The organism is Enterococcus sp. AZ141 (assembly GCF_051714385.1).
Taxonomy (GTDB): Bacteria; Bacillota; Bacilli; order Lactobacillales; family Enterococcaceae; genus Enterococcus_D; species Enterococcus_D entomosocium.
The window spans coordinates 1,061,774-1,078,016 of sequence record NZ_JBIORT010000001.1 but is presented as its reverse complement, the minus strand read 5'-3'; the positions used below and the strand labels follow the sequence as shown (position 1 = coordinate 1,078,016).

14 protein-coding genes are annotated in these 16,243 nt (G+C 44.2%); 8 read left to right on the top strand and 6 right to left on the bottom strand.

All coding sequences use genetic code 11. From position 1 onward, the window contains the following. Positions 1-10 precede the first annotated feature (10 nt). A complete protein-coding gene (locus IGI89_RS05015) occupies positions 11-529 on the top strand; it encodes a helix-turn-helix domain-containing protein (protein ID WP_005232932.1) in 519 nt (172 codons plus the stop codon). Between the two features lie 105 nt (positions 530-634). Here the strand turns inward: IGI89_RS05015 and mnmG are convergent, their stop codons facing one another. Beyond that, a complete protein-coding gene (gene mnmG / locus IGI89_RS05010; protein ID WP_008376950.1) occupies positions 635-2,527 on the bottom strand; it encodes a tRNA uridine-5-carboxymethylaminomethyl(34) synthesis enzyme MnmG in 1,893 nt (630 codons plus the stop codon). A gap of 33 nt (positions 2,528-2,560) precedes the next feature. Next, the gene (mnmE, locus tag IGI89_RS05005) at positions 2,561-3,958 is read right to left on the bottom strand and encodes a tRNA uridine-5-carboxymethylaminomethyl(34) synthesis GTPase MnmE (protein ID WP_034859087.1); all 1,398 of its coding nucleotides are present in this window, start codon (positions 3,956-3,958) and stop codon (positions 2,561-2,563) included. Positions 3,959-4,196: 238 nt separating this feature from the next. On the opposite strand from mnmE, the gene IGI89_RS05000 reads away from it, so the two are divergent. Then, entirely contained in the window at positions 4,197-4,526 is a 330-nt protein-coding gene (locus IGI89_RS05000; RefSeq protein WP_005226284.1) for a heavy metal-binding domain-containing protein, read from the top strand. Between the two features lie 202 nt (positions 4,527-4,728). Here the strand turns inward: IGI89_RS05000 and jag are convergent, their stop codons facing one another. From jag to rpmH, 4 genes are all read right to left on the bottom strand, one after another. Continuing rightward, complete coding sequence (gene jag, locus IGI89_RS04995) at positions 4,729-5,487, bottom strand: RNA-binding cell elongation regulator Jag/EloR (RefSeq protein WP_008376943.1); 759 nt, start codon at positions 5,485-5,487, stop codon at positions 4,729-4,731. Between the two features lie 17 nt (positions 5,488-5,504). Continuing rightward, entirely contained in the window at positions 5,505-6,329 is an 825-nt protein-coding gene (locus tag IGI89_RS04990) for a YidC/Oxa1 family membrane protein insertase (RefSeq protein ID WP_008376942.1), read from the bottom strand. An 18-nt stretch (positions 6,330-6,347) separates the two neighbouring features. Next, positions 6,348-6,683 carry a ribonuclease P protein component gene (gene rnpA, locus IGI89_RS04985; protein ID WP_008376940.1) on the bottom strand — a complete coding sequence of 112 codons (336 nt, stop codon included), beginning with the start codon at positions 6,681-6,683 and terminating at the stop codon, positions 6,348-6,350. 147 nt (positions 6,684-6,830) lie between these two features. Continuing rightward, entirely contained in the window at positions 6,831-6,965 is a 135-nt protein-coding gene (gene rpmH / locus IGI89_RS04980; RefSeq protein ID WP_002356012.1) for a 50S ribosomal protein L34, read from the bottom strand. Positions 6,966-7,476: 511 nt separating this feature from the next. On the opposite strand from rpmH, the gene dnaA reads away from it, so the two are divergent. The 6 genes from dnaA to gyrA all read left to right on the top strand — a co-directional run bounded on the left by dnaA (position 7,477) and on the right by gyrA (position 16,169). Beyond that, the gene (gene dnaA, locus IGI89_RS04975; RefSeq protein WP_005232925.1) at positions 7,477-8,814 is read left to right on the top strand and encodes a chromosomal replication initiator protein DnaA; all 1,338 of its coding nucleotides are present in this window, start codon (positions 7,477-7,479) and stop codon (positions 8,812-8,814) included. A 159-nt stretch (positions 8,815-8,973) separates the two neighbouring features. Continuing rightward, positions 8,974-10,104 carry a DNA polymerase III subunit beta gene (gene dnaN, locus IGI89_RS04970; protein WP_005226354.1) on the top strand — a complete coding sequence of 377 codons (1,131 nt, stop codon included), beginning with the start codon at positions 8,974-8,976 and terminating at the stop codon, positions 10,102-10,104. Between the two features lie 222 nt (positions 10,105-10,326). Beyond that, positions 10,327-10,566, top strand: coding sequence for a S4 domain-containing protein YaaA (gene yaaA / locus IGI89_RS04965; RefSeq protein ID WP_008376781.1), 240 nt, complete (start codon positions 10,327-10,329; stop codon positions 10,564-10,566). Then, positions 10,553-11,665, top strand: coding sequence for a DNA replication/repair protein RecF (recF, locus tag IGI89_RS04960; protein WP_005232923.1), 1,113 nt, complete (start codon positions 10,553-10,555; stop codon positions 11,663-11,665). The genes yaaA and recF overlap by 14 nt, the downstream gene beginning before the upstream one ends. Before the next feature lie 5 nt (positions 11,666-11,670). Continuing rightward, the gene (gene gyrB / locus IGI89_RS04955) at positions 11,671-13,620 is read left to right on the top strand and encodes a DNA topoisomerase (ATP-hydrolyzing) subunit B (protein WP_005232922.1); all 1,950 of its coding nucleotides are present in this window, start codon (positions 11,671-11,673) and stop codon (positions 13,618-13,620) included. A gap of 23 nt (positions 13,621-13,643) precedes the next feature. Further along, positions 13,644-16,169, top strand: a complete 2,526-nt coding sequence (gene gyrA, locus IGI89_RS04950; protein WP_008376777.1) for a DNA gyrase subunit A — start codon at positions 13,644-13,646, stop codon at positions 16,167-16,169. The last annotated feature ends 74 nt before the right edge of the window (positions 16,170-16,243 follow it).

The window sequence follows — 16,243 nt, the reverse complement described above, 5'->3', positions numbered from 1 at the left end:
GGAGCATACATTGGCTTTAGCAGAACAATTAAAAAGCTGTCGCGAGTCTTCCGGATTGTCGCAAACAGCAGTCGCAGAAAAATTACAGATTTCACGCCAGTCGATTTCAAAATGGGAAAACGGGCGCGGCTATCCAGATATTGAGAATTTGATTTTGTTGAGCGATCTCTATCAAGTCTCGATTGATGAGCTCTTGCGGGAAAACGAAGCGTTAAAAGAGCGGATCGAAACCAATAATCAAGAGATCAACGACAAAAAAGAAAAATTGTCGTTACTCCAAAGAACGATGGCAACGGAAAAAGATGAAAGTCTGCTCTTGCTACTGTTAGCTGGAATCGGCTCATTTCTCTTTCCATTAGGTTTGATTTTAGATGGCTTTGTCTTATGGCGTAACAAAAAGGCCAATAATTTTTATGTATTGATCTATATCGTCTGTGCCTTCTCAATTTTCTTGAATTTGTACGATGGCTATGTCCATCTCAGCAACATCATGAATTGGGGAACCACTACGATTGAAAAAGTTGAATAATTCAATTGCTAACACAAAAAGCCCGCTGCGAGTTACTCTCGTAGCGGGCTTTTGACACTGTATTTACCATTTATAAATTGGTTTTTCAAAGAATATTAACCGTCTTTAGTTAACCTTTGCAATCTTCCCTTGTTCGATATACACCATCAAAATACTAATATCAGCTGGGTTTACTCCGCTGATACGGCTCGCTTGGGCGATGGTTTCGGGTTGGATTTTTTGCAGTTTTTGTTTGGCTTCTGTTGCCAAGCCATTGATAGCGGCATAGTCGATGTTTTCAGGAATGCGTTTGGCTTCCATCCGTTTGAGTTTCTCCACTTTTTCGAGGGCTTTTTTAATATAACCTTCGTATTTGATTTGGATCTCGACTTGTTCGATCTCTTTTGGCTTCAATGCTTCATTGGCTTCGATAAATTGCAGCATTTCCGCATACGTCACTTCAGGCCGGCGCAAGAATTCATTTGCTAAAACGCCATCTTTCAAGGTGGCCGTCCCTTTGGCAGTCAAATATGCTTGTACTTCTGGCGTTGGTTTGATGCGGATTTTAGACAAGCGTTTGATTTCTGCTTCAACAGCTTCTTTTTTCGCTACATATGCTTCGTATTGCGCTTCTGGGACGAGCCCAATTTGATGTCCCACTTCGGTCAAACGCAGATCGGCATTATCATGACGCAGCAATAAGCGGTATTCGGCACGAGAGGTCAATAAACGGTATGGTTCATTGGTTCCTTTGGTCACCAAATCATCGATCATCACACCGATATAACCGTCGCTGCGTTTCATAATGAAAGGTTCTTTGCCTTGAATTTTCAAAGCGGCATTGATGCCGGCAATCAAGCCTTGACCGGCCGCTTCTTCATAGCCGCTGGTTCCGTTGGTTTGTCCTGCCGTAAAGAGGTTTTCGATGACTTTGGTTTCTAATGTTGGACGCAATTGATGAGGTACCACGACATCATATTCAATGGCGTAGCCCGTCCGCATCATTTCCGCTTTTTCTAAACCTGCGATGGAATGCAGCATTTGGACTTGGACGTCTTCTGGCATAGAAGTAGAAAGCCCTTGAACATACACTTCTTCGGTGTTCAATCCTTCTGGCTCCAAGAATAGTTGGTGACGAGATTTGTCTGCAAAACGCACGATTTTGTCTTCGATGGATGGACAATAACGGGCACCTACCCCTTCGACGATCCCTGTAAACATCGGCGCCCGATGTAAATTCTGGTTGATGATTTGGTGCGTTCCTTCGTTCGTATAGGTCAACCAGCAAGGTTCTTGGTTTTGATTGTAGGCTTCATCGGGTGTGCTGTAACTAAAGTGATTCGGTTGTTCATCGCCAGGCTGGATCTCCGTTACCTCATAGTTGATGGTGCTGGATTTGACCCGCGGTGGTGTACCGGTTTTAAAACGAGCGATCTCTAGACCAAGCTCTTTCAAATGATCGGCTAATCCAATCGATGGCTGGGAGTTGTTTGGACCAGAAGAATACTTCAACTCTCCAATGATGATCTCCCCTCGCAACGCTGTTCCTGCAGTGATCACTACAGCTTGGGCTTGGTAACGAGCGCCTGTAGATGTCACGACGCCACGGCATTCGCCTTCTTCAACGATCAGCTTTTCAACGATCCCTTGGCGCAGTGTTAGATTGGCTTCTTTTTCGATCGTTCGTTTCATTTCAGCCGCATAGGCATGTTTATCGGCTTGCGCCCGCAAAGCCCGCACTGCGGGACCTTTTCCTGTATTGAGCATCCGCATTTGGATGTAGGTTTTATCGATATTTTTGCCCATTTCTCCGCCTAAAGCATCGATTTCGCGCACCACGACGCCTTTTGCTGGTCCGCCGACGGAGGGATTACAAGGCATGAATGCGACCATGTCTAAGTTGATGGTCAGTAAAAGGGTTTTTGCCCCCATTCGGCTGGCTGCTAAGGCAGCTTCTGATCCGGCATGGCCGGCACCAACAACGATCACGTCATAACTTTCTGCTTGATATTCTTGCATGGTGTTCTCCTTTTTACGCCAGTGGCGCATTCTTTATTTTCCTAAACAAAACTGACTAAATAATTGGGTGATCAACTCATCTTGGACACTGTCGCCGACAACTTCTCCTAGATAGTCCCAGCAACGTGTCATATCGATTTGAACCAAGTCGACAGGCATTCCTGCTTCGATCCCTTGGATGACCTCAGACAACGACTGAACGGCATTTTCTAATAAGGCAATGTGGCGGGTGTTAGAAAGATAGGAAGCATCCTTGTCGGTGGTTTTCCCCCCAAAGAATAGATCGGCAATGGCTTGTTCCAGTTGATCCAAGCCTTCGTTGGTCAATACAGAGACAGAAAAAATCGGTTCATCTGCTGCGTACTGCGCTAATTCAGCGGGCGCTAGTTTTGGCTCAAGGTCGGTCTTATTCAATAAGATGATCCGACGGCTGCCAGCAGTCAGCTCCAGCAATTGTTTGTCTTCCTGGGTCAATCCTTCGCTTTGGTTGAGAACCAGCAAAATCAACTCCGCTTCTGCCAGTGCTTTGCGGCTGCGTTCGACCCCAATTTTCTCAACGACATCTTCCGTTTCGCGGATACCAGCCGTATCGATCAGTTTCAACGGTACCCCGCGAACATTGACATACTCTTCAATGACATCTCGAGTCGTACCAGCAATGTCTGTTACGATAGCTTTTTCTTCCCTTAATAAATGGTTCAATAAGCTGGATTTACCGACATTCGGCCGACCGATGATCGCAGTACTCAGGCCTTCTCGCAAAATTTTTCCTTGTTGGGCAGTTGCTAATAAGGCTTGGATCTGCCCTTTGACCATCGTGGCCTTTTCTAACAATAAGCGGGTCGTCAATTCTTCCACATCATCGTATTCAGGGTAATCGATATTCACTTCAACTTGCGCCAACGTCTCTAAGATCTCTTGGCGTAAGGTCCGAATCAAGTGGGAAAGATTGCCATCCAGCTGATTGACAGCGAGATTCATCGCCTTATCGGTCTTAGCACGAATCAGGTCCATCACCGCCTCGGCTTGAGAAAGATCAACCCGTCCATTTAAAAAGGCCCGCTTCGTGAATTCCCCCGGCTCAGCCAAACGTGCGCCTTGTCGTAAAACCAGTTGCAAGAGTTGATTGACGACAACGATCCCGCCGTGACAGTTGATCTCAACGACATCTTCTCGGGTAAAGGTCCGCGGCTTTTTCATCACTGAAAGCATCACTTCATCCATCAAACGGTTTTCTTCTGGGTCCACGATATGACCATAATGAATCGTATGACTAGGGACTTGGGCGAGGGTTTTAGTGCCTGCTTGAAAAATCCGATCCGCAATTGCGATTGCTTCTTCCCCGCTTAATCGCACAATACTGATGGCCCCTTCGCCTGGCGGGGTGGAAATTGCGGCAATCGTATCAAATTCTTGCGTAATATTCGCCATGTTGCATGCTCCTCCTATTTTTTCACATAAAAAAAGTGCCCACTCCACCCGTCAAATTGATTGAAAATCAATAAAAACGAGTAGACTTAGCACTTTGACTGCTTGTCAATTAAATTCTGGAAATAGATTAGCACATTTTTGCGCGAGTCGCAAGCTTCCTTCAAAAACTTTTAAATTTTGCATCTGTCCGCAAAAACCTTTAAAATAAAAGCAAAGAATAAGAAAAGAGGGATCTATTATGGAAACCATCAAATCATCAAACAGTGCTGCCCGCATTAAAGAAATCATTTTATCGACAGGAAACGTGAATCGGCCTTATGTCGTGCGGGATATCGTCTTTGCGGCAGACAAAATCGAAGTAGATCTATTTGATACATCTGTGAATTTGAACGATCTTTTGGCAGATGTGACCTATCGCTTAAAAGAAACAGCTCACAGCTACGGTGCGAATGCAGTGATCAACTGTCATTTCGAACACGACCGCATCGTCGAAGGCGACAAAACCTACCTTGAGATCTTTGCCTATGGTACGGTGGTTCAATTTACTCAATCAACCATTGGCGGCTAATTGCCCCTTTGAACAACGAAATACAAAAAAGAGTCCGCGGCATACGGACTCTTTTTTGATACCAAAGGCTGACCTACGTAACGTATGTTGACTTTGATAAGAATGATTTCTAGTCAAGGATACTTGGTTTTAAATTTGTTGTCAATCGCTTTTTCCCATCAAAAAAGGGAAAGGCTTGTCAGACCGCCTTTCCCTTTTTTCATTAAATTCGTTTGTCCGCAGGTTCCACTACTAAGTAGCGATACGGTTCATCCCCTTCAGAATGAGTTTGAACATACGCATCTTTACTCAATACGGAATGGATCTGCTTTCTTTCAAACGCCGGCATCGGCTCTAAAAAGACCGGGCGGCCTGTTCGTTTGACTTTTTCAGCAGTACGGCTGGCCAAACGTTCTAAGATCGCTTGACGTTTTTCACGGTAATCCCCGACATTCACAACGATCGACAATTTGTTTTTCGCGATGCGATGAATATAAACTTGCGCCAAATATTGCAGTGCATTCAAGGTTTTGCCGTGCTTCCCAATCAAAATGCCTTGTTTTTGCGTTTCTAATTGAAAGATGATCACGCCGTCTTGACGAGCGGTTTTTACTAAGGCAGGTGCATTCAATGCTTTTGAAATATTTGTCAGATAGAGTCCCAACTGAGCCAGTGCTTCCTCATCTGAAAGATCCGTCAGCAAAACAGGTTCGCTCGCGGCCGCCTCCATCACACTGCTTGCATCCTCTGTCGTCACAGGATCTGGTTCTACCAGCGGTTTTGCTGGTACTTCTTCAACGGGTGCCGGTTCTTCAACGATTCTTTTTTCAATGGAGACCCGTGCTTGTTTTTTTCCTAGCCCCAAGAAGCCTTTTTTTCCTTCATCCAGGACTTCGATTACTGCTTGATCTTTGGTGATACCAAGGACTTGCAATCCCTCTTGAATTGCTTCAGCTACTGTCAGATTTTCATAAATCGGCATTGCAGTGCAACCTCCTCTTATTTTTTCCGTTTCTTTTTAGGACTCATTGCTTTTTTCAGGGCTCGTTCACGCTCGCGTTCTTTGCGGGCGGCTTCTTCTCTTTCTTGGCGAATCTTGAATGGGTTATTTAAGATCATTGTTTGCAAGACTTGGAATGCATTAGAAACAACCCAGTACAAGGAAAGACCGCTGGCAATGTTGATCCCCATCAGTAAGATCATCATCGGCATAGCGAAATTCATGATTTTCAAACTCGCATTTGATTCCACTTGGCTCATACTTGATAAGTAGGTACTTGCAAAAGTAAAGAGCGCCGCTAAAATCGGCAAGATGAAGTATGGGTCACGATCACCCAGCTGCAGCCATAAGAATTTTCCTTCTTGCAGAGCAGGAACCCGTGAGATCGATTGCCACAAGGCCATCAAAATCGGCATTTGTACCAATAATGGTAGACAGCCGGCATAGGGATTGACATTGTTTTCCGCATACAAACGTTGTGTTTCTTCTTTTAACTTGCTTTGTGTTTCTGTATCTTTTGACGCATATTGCTGCTGCAGCGCTTTTAGCTTCGGTTGTAATTCTTGCGTTTTGCGCATGCTTTTGGTTTGAAAGTGCATCAACGGCATCAAAATGACCCGGATGATCAATGTAAAGAGGATGATCCCGATCCCGGCATTGCCGAAGGAGAGGGCTTTGATCGCCTCTGCAAAATAATAAACGATGTAACGATCCCATAGACCGGTACTTTGTGCATTTACTTCACCTGTTGCACCGCAGGCAGATAAGACAACTACTAATGAGAGAACTCCCAAAAATAGTAAGACGCGTTTCCCTTTTTTCACGTAACTAATTCCTTTCCATTAATGAATAATTTTGGCAAGCTTTAAGACATGCTCTAAATTCGAGTAGATTTCCTTTGAGGAACAAGTGGCGATACTTGGACGGGCGATCACAATAAAATCGATCGCTGGTTCGATTCGCGGCTTCATTTCCGTTAAGCTCGCACGAATCTTGCGTTTGACCTCATTTCGCTTCACTGCATTACCGACTTTTTTTCCTACAGATAAACCAACTCGAAAATGTGATTGCTCTTTAGGTAAGACATACACCACGAACTTCCGATTTGCAAAAGAATTTCCTGCCTGAAAAACTTTTTGAAAATCTTGCTCTGTTTTTACTCGATAGGATTTTCTCATCTTCGGTTCCTTCACTTCTTTCAATTAAGCTTCGCGAAACGGATTGAATCCGTAACCACTCACCTGTCAATAATACCATATTTGCCAAAAGTCAGACACTATATTCCGCAAAAACGGCATAAAAAAAAACCACTGGCATTCAGTGGCTTACGCAGAAATAACCTTTCTGCCTTTACGACGACGGCTAGCTAAAACACGACGTCCATTTTTTGTACTCATACGTTTACGGAATCCGTGAACTTTTTGACGTTTACGTTTATTTGGTTGATACGTTCTTTTCATTTATTTCCACCTCCATCAGGATAATGCTTATGCGCACAGACATACTTTGATAGTATAACGAGTCAAGTACTAGTTTGTCAATAAGAAGTTTGCTCAAAATCGACCATTCTTTATCCACAATTCCCTTGATTTGTGTGGGTTTGCTGTTTACAGCTAATTTTTGTGGATAACTTTTTCCCCAGAGTTAGTTTGACTTTTTCCACAAACAAACAGCCTGTAGAAAAGTTTTCCACAATCGCTTTTCCAGCTGTTGATAACTCCCCTAAAACCTAGTATTATCAAGGCGTGATCTTCACATAGATCTGTGGATAAGAGAGATTTTTTTCTAGTTATGCACATTCTTTTTCAACCTGTGGATAGTGCATTTTCGAACATGTGCATTTCCTTTTTTCTTTTATCCCGTTTTGTGGAAAAGTATTTTTTTCTAACCTTTTTTATCGTAATCTGTGGAAAACTTTTTCAATCCGTGCTATTTTAGTTATATCTATTCTTAGTTATAGGAGGACAATTTATGCCATCTGCTGATTCTATTTGGCAAGATCTTCAACGTTCCTTTAAAGAAGAGCTGAATCCGGCCAGTTATAGTGCTTGGATCGAGACTGCCAATGTCTTGTCGTTTGAAAAAAATCAGCTGCTGATCGAAGTACCCAGCGATCTTCATAAATCTTATTGGGAAAAAAATCTAGCTGCCAAAATTGTTGAAATGGGATTTATGAAAACTGGTGAAGAATTGATTCCTAGTTTTGTGACTGTCGAAGAAGCAGAAGCTTTAAAAACAGCCCCTTCTACTATTCAAACAGCTGCAAAAGAAAACGAGCGGCCGCCGAAATCGATCTTAAATGAAAAATACACATTTGATACCTTTGTCATCGGGAAAGGCAATCAGATGGCCCACGCTGCTGCTTTAGTTGTTGCAGAAGATCCTGGGTCTATTTATAATCCGCTGTTCTTCTATGGTGGCGTTGGTTTAGGGAAAACCCACTTGATGCATGCGATCGGTCATCAAATGTTGCTAAAACGTCCCAATGCCAAAATCAAGTATGTTAGTAGTGAAAATTTCACCAATGATTTCATTACTTCTATTCAAAAGAACAAAATGGAAGATTTTCGAAACGAATACCGCAATGTTGATCTTTTGCTAGTGGATGATATTCAATTCTTAGTCAATAAAGAAGGAACCCAAGAAGAATTCTTTAATACCTTCGAAGAACTGTATCGCAATAATAAACAGATCGTCCTCACAAGTGATCGTTTGCCAAATGAGATCCCGACTTTACCAGAACGTTTGGTTTCCCGTTTTGCTTGGGGCTTGTCCGTTGATATCACCCCGCCGGATCTAGAGACGCGGACTGCGATTTTGCGGAAAAAAGCCGAAGCCGAACGTTTGGAGATCCCCGACGATACGTTAAGTTATATCGCTGGACAGATCGATTCAAATATCCGGGAACTTGAAGGAGCACTCGTGCGGGTGCAAGCTTTTGCTACGATGCAAAACTCAGACATTACAACCAGCTTGGCAGCTGAAGCCATCAAAGCCTTGAAATCAAGCCATGGCTCGACCCAAGTTTCGATTTTGCAGATCCAAGAAGAAGTCGCAAAATACTATCACATTCATGTCAATGATCTAAAAGGGAAAAAACGGGTCAAAGGCATCGTTGTCCCACGGCAGATCGCGATGTATCTCTCTCGAGAATTAACCGATAGTTCTTTACCAAAAATCGGCGGCGAATTTGGTGGCAAAGACCATACCACGGTCATTCATGCCCATGAAAAAATTCAGCATTTAGTCGAAACAGATCCCACGATCAAAAATGAGATCGCTGAAATCAAACAAATTCTCTTCAGCTGATCTGTGGATAAGAAAAGAAGAACCAAAAAAGTTGTCCACAAGTTATTCACAGGCATTTTCGTTAGTCTAATCACTCTTTTCTCGAGTTATCCACATTACTAACAAGCCTATTACTACTATTACTTTTATTTAATAACTATAAATTAAAGGAGTATCGCTATGAAGCTAACTTTAAACCGAACAGAGTTCATGCAAGAATTACAAACTGTCCAACGGGCGATTTCAACCAAAACCACCATCCCGATCTTAACCGGAGTAAAATTGTCCCTTTCAGAAAAAGGATTGACCATGACTGGGAGCAATGCCGATATTTCCATTGAAACTTTTTTAAGTGTGGAAAACGAAAAAGCGCAAATGCAAATCGAAAAAACAGGAGCAATCGTTTTACAAGCACGTTTCTTCAGCGAAATCGTTCGTCGTTTGCCTGAAAGTACCTTAACGTTAGAAGTTTTAGACAATAATCAAGTAGCGATCACTTCTGGAAAAGCCAACTTTACCGTCAACGGCTTGGATGCCGATAGTTATCCACATTTACCAGTTGTCGAAAGTCAAGATTCGATCGAGATTCCAGCGCACGTGTTGAATAAGGTTGTTAGTGAAACGGTCTTTGCGGTTTCGCAACACGAAAGCCGTCCAATCTTAACTGGGGTCCACTTTGTCTTAGAAAATCAAAAATTATTAGCTGTTGCGACGGACTCACACCGTTTGAGTCAACGGGTGATTCCCTTGGAAAGCGGGGAAACAGCCTTCAATATCGTGATTCCCGGCAAAAGCCTAACGGAACTTTCTCGTTCCTTAACGGATGAAGAAGAAGCGATCCAAATCAGCATTATGGATAACCAAGTATTGTTCCAAACGAAAACTATGAAATTCTATTCTCGTTTATTGGAAGGAACTTACCCAGATACCAACCGTCTGATCCCTTCAAGCTTCAATACTGAAATTGAATTTTCTGTGCCAGAATTGTTACAGGCTATCGAACGGGCGTCATTGCTTTCCCATGAAGGCCGTAACAACATCGTTCGTTTGGCGATCTCCGAAGAAGCCGTTGTCTTATATGGAAACTCACCAGAAATCGGGAAAGTGGAAGAAGATCTTTCTTTTGAAAAAGTGACCGGCGACCCATTAGAGATCTCTTTCAATCCTGACTATATGAAAGCAGCACTACGAGCCTTTGGTGACACCAGCATCGTGATCCGCTTTATCTCAGCGATCCGTCCCTTTACATTGGAGCCAACAGAGAGCAAAGGCAGCTTTATCCAGCTGATCACACCGGTGCGGACCAACTAGTTTTTCATGTCTTTTGAAAAAAGTTGAAACAATCATCTGAAAATGAATAAATGAGTTAAAAGGGCTTAAAATCGTTTTTAAGCCCTTTTTTCTATTTTGGCTTCTTTTTTGTCTAAAAGCAGTAAGTCTTCTGAGAATGAAAAATATGCCGATGAATTTGTTTTCTTGGCAAAAAAAGAGTATAATAGAGCTAAACGCTCTTTGATAGAATTGAGGGGAATTATGAAAATGCAAATACCGTTAGAAACGGAATATATGACACTTGGACAAATGCTCAAAGAAGTCAGTGTGATCAGCAGCGGCGGCCAAGCGAAATGGTACCTTGCAGAGCACACCGTTTTTGTCGACGGCGAGCCGGAAAATCGACGAGGGCGCAAATTGTATGCGGGAATGCGTGTTGAGCTACCTGATGAAGGTACTTTTTTTATGGTGAAGAAGGAAGACGCAGATGCGGCTGAATGAGTTGCATTTAAGCAATTATCGGAACTATGATTCGCTGACACTGACTTTTGAGAAAGGTCTGGTCATTTTTTTAGGCGAAAATGCGCAAGGAAAAACCAATATTTTAGAAAGTATCTATGTATTGGCGATGACCAAAAGCCACCGCACCTCCAGCGAGCAAGAACTTATCCGTTGGGACACGGAAGGTGCGCGGATCTCTGGCAGTGTCAGTCGGGGACGCTCAACGATCCCGTTAGAACTGTTTTTGTCAAAAAAAGGACGAAAAACGAAAGTAAACCACATTGAGCAAAAAAAGCTCAGTAGTTACATAGGGCAGCTGAATGTCATTTTATTTGCTCCAGAAGACCTCTCCCTTGTAAAAGGAAGTCCCCAAGTCCGCCGCAAATTTCTCGATATGGAAATTGGGCAGATCGATCCAATTTATCTCTATGATCTCGTTCAATACCAATCCGTTTTGAAACAGCGCAATCAATACTTAAAACAGCTGAATGAAAAAAAACAGACCGATGAGATCTATTTAGATGTTTTGACGGAACAGCTGGTGGCTTTCGGCAGTAAAATCATTTTAGCCAGACAACGGTTTGTTCAGCGCTTGGCGTATTGGGCAAATCAGCTGCACCAAAAGATCAGCCAAGGAAAAGAAACATTGCAGATCGACTATTTATCAAATGTGCCCGGTGAGGCGACCTCGCTGGAGGAGATCCAACAGCAATTTGTCAAAGCCTTGGCACAAGTCAAAGACCGTGAACGATTTCGGCAAGTCACGTTGGCAGGCCCCCATCGAGACGATCTGGATTTTTTGATCAATGAGAAAAATGTTCAGACCTTTGGTTCGCAAGGACAGCAGCGAACAACGGCCCTAAGTGTCAAATTGGCAGAAATCGATTTGATGAAAGAAGAAACAGGGGAATATCCCGTCCTTTTATTAGATGATGTCATGAGTGAGCTGGATGATTCCCGACAACTGCATTTATTGGAAACCATTGAAGGAAAAGTTCAGACCTTTCTGACAACAACGACATTAGAACATGTAAAAGACAAAATGTCTGTGGAAGCAGAGATTTTTTATGTAGAGCAAGGACATATTAAAGGAGAATAGACTGAATGACAGAAGAAGAAAAAAGCTTAGTTGAACGTGCGAAAGCCTATGATGCCAGTCAGATCCAAGTGCTGGAAGGACTAGAAGCCGTCCGCAAACGACCTGGGATGTACATTGGTTCTACCAGTTCAGAAGGTTTGCACCACTTAGTATGGGAAATCGTCGATAACTCGATCGACGAAGCACTAGCAGGCTTTGCCTCAAGTATTCAAGTGATCATTGAACCAGATAATAGCATTACGGTCGTCGATGACGGTCGGGGGATCCCCGTTGATATCCAAGCCAAGACAGGCCGTCCAGCGGTAGAAACCGTCTTTACGATCCTGCATGCCGGCGGGAAATTTGGCGGCGGCGGCTACAAGGTTTCCGGCGGACTTCATGGGGTAGGTTCCTCCGTCGTTAATGCGTTGTCCACGACTTTAGACGTAAAAGTCTATAAAGAAGGCAAAGTGTATTATCAAGAATACCATCGTGGAGCAGTCGTTGATGACTTAAAAGTGATCGATGAAACCGACCGCCACGGAACGACCGTCCACTTTGTTCCAGATCCAGAGATCTTTACGGAAACAACGGAATTCAATTTTGATAAATTAGCGACGCGGGTTCGGGAATTAGCCTTCTTGAACCGTGGTTTAAAAATCTCGATCGAAGACAAACGGGAAGAAAAACCCGTTTTGAAAGAATATCATTACGACGGCGGGATCAAGAGCTATGTGGAGCATTTGAATGCGAGTAAAACAGTGATTTTCCCAGATCCGATCTATTTAGAAGGAGAACAACAAGGAATCACGGTTGAAGTCTCCATGCAATATACCGATAGCTACCATAGCAACCTGCTAAGTTTTGCCAACAACATCCATACCTATGAAGGCGGAACCCATGAATTCGGGTTTAAGACTGCCTTGACCCGGGTGATCAATGATTACGCCCGCAAGTCAAAATTGATGAAAGAAAACGACGAAAACCTGACCGGAGAAGATGTTCGGGAAGGCTTGACGGCGGTTATCTCCATCAAGCATCCAGATCCTCAGTTTGAGGGACAAACGAAAACCAAATTAGGAAATTCCGAAGTGCGGACAGTCACCGATCGTCTCTTTTCCGAACATTTCACGAAATTCTTGATGGAAAACCCGAATGTGGGTCGTCAAGTCGTGGAAAAAGGACTTTTGGCATCAAAAGCCCGTCAAGCAGCCAAACGTGCCCGGGAAATGACTCGCCGAAAAGGTGCGTTAGAAATCAGTAACTTACCTGGGAAATTAGCCGACTGTTCCAGTAATGATCCAGAAAAATGCGAATTGTTTATCGTCGAAGGAGATTCTGCCGGCGGTTCAGCAAAACAAGGCCGCAGTCGGGAATTCCAAGCGATCTTACCGATCCGTGGGAAGATTTTAAATGTCGAAAAAGCCAGCATGGACAAAATCCTAGCAAACGAAGAGATCCGTTCATTGTTTACGGCAATGGGTACCGGGTTTGGTGCTGATTTTGATGTAGCAAAAGCCCGTTACCACAAGCTAGTCATCATGACCGATGCCGATGTCGATGGTGCCCATATCCGGACCCTACTCTTGACGCTGTTCTATCGTTATATGCGTCCCATCGTTGAAGCCGGTTATGTCTATATCGCACAACCGCCATTGTACGGTGTCAAACAAGGGAAAAATATCCATTATATCCAACCCGGCAAGAATGCCGAACAAGATTTGAAAAATACGATTGAATCACTACCTGCGACACCAAAACCAACAGTTCAACGATACAAAGGTCTAGGGGAAATGGATGACCACCAGTTATGGGAAACCACGATGGATCCTGACAATCGGATGATGCTGCGGGTCAGCGTAGATGATGCCATTGAAGCCGATCAAATTTTTGAAATGCTGATGGGGGATCGCGTCGAACCAAGACGGGCCTTTATCGAAGAAAACGCGCACTACGTGAAAAATCTTGACATCTAGCCAATCGTAGAGGAGGAAACAGCTTGAGTGAAGAAGCAAAACAAAATATTCATGACGTCAATCTGACCAGTGAAATGCGCGAGTCCTTTATCGATTATGCAATGAGTGTAATTGTTGCTAGGGCTTTACCAGATGTGCGGGATGGCTTAAAGCCGGTTCACCGCCGAATTTTATATGGAATGAATGAATTAGGGGTCACACCAGACAAGCCCCATAAAAAATCAGCCCGGATCGTCGGCGATGTCATGGGGAAATACCATCCCCATGGTGATAGTGCGATCTATGAATCAATGGTGCGGATGGCACAGCCCTTCAGCTATCGCTACATGTTAGTCGATGGCCACGGAAACTTTGGCTCAGTCGATGGTGACGGTGCCGCTGCGATGCGGTATACCGAAGCCCGCATGAGCAAACTGGCGATGGAGATGCTGCGGGACATCAACAAAGATACTGTTGATTTCCAAAGCAATTATGATGATACAGAACGAGAACCAGCGGTATTACCAGCACGCTTCCCGAACCTTTTGGTCAACGGGACGACGGGGATCGCTGTTGGGATGGCGACCAATATCCCGCCTCATAACTTGAATGAAGTTATTGCAGCCATCGATCTATTGATGGAAAATCCAGAAGTCACGACAAGTGAATTGATGGAAGTCCTGCCGGGACCAGATTTCCCAACCGGCGGGATCGTCATGGGAAAATCCGGTATTCGCCGTGCCTATGAAACAGGGAAAGGTTCGATCACTGTTCGCGGAAAAGTCGAAGTGACTGAAATGCCCAACGGTAAAGAACGGATCTTAGTGACTGAATTGCCGTATATGGTCAATAAAGCGAAGTTGATCGAGCGGATCTCTGAGCTGCACCGTGACAAACGGATCGAAGGAATCACCGATCTGCGGGATGAATCGTCTCGTGAAGGCATGCGGATCGTTATCGACGTTCGTCGCGACGTCAGTGCGTCGGTGATCTTAAACAATCTCTACAAAATGACTGCACTGCAATCTTCTTTTGGCTTTAATATGTTAGCCATTGAAAAAGGCGTGCCGAAGATTTTGAGTTTGAAACGAATTTTAGAAAACTACATCGAGCATCAACAAGAAGTGGTGACTCGTCGGACACAGTTTGATAAAAACAAAGCAGAAGCCCGTGCCCACATCTTAGAAGGGTTACGGATCGCATTGGATCATATCGATGAGATCATTGCTTTGATCCGGGCATCAAATTCTGATGATGAAGCAAAAAATAGCATGATGGAGCGCTTCAAATTGTCCGATCGCCAAGCGCAAGCAATTTTAGATATGCGTTTGCGTCGCTTGACTGGTTTGGAACGCGACAAGATCGAAAACGAGTACCAAGGTTTGTTAGAATTTATCGCTGATTTGACAGACATTTTAGCAAATCCACAACGAGTCCTAGAGATCATCCAAACGGAGTTGCAAGAATTAGGCCAACGCTTTGGCGATGATCGCCGGACTGAATTATTGGTTGGGGAAGTCTTAAGTCTTGAAGATGAAGACTTGATCGAAGAAGAAGAAATCGTCATTACTTTGACGAACAATGGATACATCAAACGAGTAGCTAAGTCTGAATTCCGTGCACAACGTCGCGGCGGACGTGGCGTTCAAGGAATGGGGATCCACGATGAAGACTTCGTGAAGACGTTGATTTCTTGTTCGACTCACGACACATTACTGTTCTTCACCAATAAAGGGAAAGTTTACAAAGCCAAAGGCTATGAAATTCCTGAGTATGGTCGGGCAGCCAAAGGTATCCCTGTGATCAATCTGCTAGGGATCGATTCTAGCGAACGGATCGAAGCGATCATTTCGGCTTCTGGTGGGCCTCAAGAAGGACGCTACTTGTTCTTCACGACGCGTCTAGGTGTGGTCAAACGGACCTCAGTGACGGCCTTTTCAAATATCCGTGCCAATGGTCTGATTGCGATCGGTCTTCGGGAAAATGATGAGTTGGTTAACGTGATCGAAACCCATGGCGAAGATGTCGTGATCATCGGCACCCACGATGGCTACTCTGTGACTTTCAAAGAAGCCCTTGTTCGGGATATGGGCCGAACAGCTGCTGGTGTGCGAGGCATTCGTCTAAGAGATGGAGACTACGTCGTAGGTGCCGCTGTGATCACAGAAGACAGTGAAGTCTTGGTCATCACTGAGAACGGCTATGGCAAACGCACCAAAGGCTCTGAATACCCAATCAAAGGTCGTGGCGGAAAAGGGATCAAAACAGCCAACATTACGGCGAAAAACGGTCCATTAGCCGGCTTGACGACGGTCAGCGGTGAGGAAGACATCATGGTGATCACCAATAAAGGCGTCTTGATTCGTTTCAATGTAGCGACTGTTTCCCAAACTGGTCGGGCAACCTTAGGGGTTCGTTTGATGAAGATGGAAAACAATGCCAAAGTAGTGACGATGGCAACGGTTGAACCGGAAGTCGAAGAAGAACTAACGACTGCCGAAGAAACAGCGGGACAAGACGTGCCAGTTGTGGAAGAAACAACGGAAGACACCACGGATACACAAGAATAAGCAATACATTTTCTAGGAAGACAGCAACCTGCGAACCTGCAGCTTGCTGTCTTTTTACTCTTTTTCAAAAAATC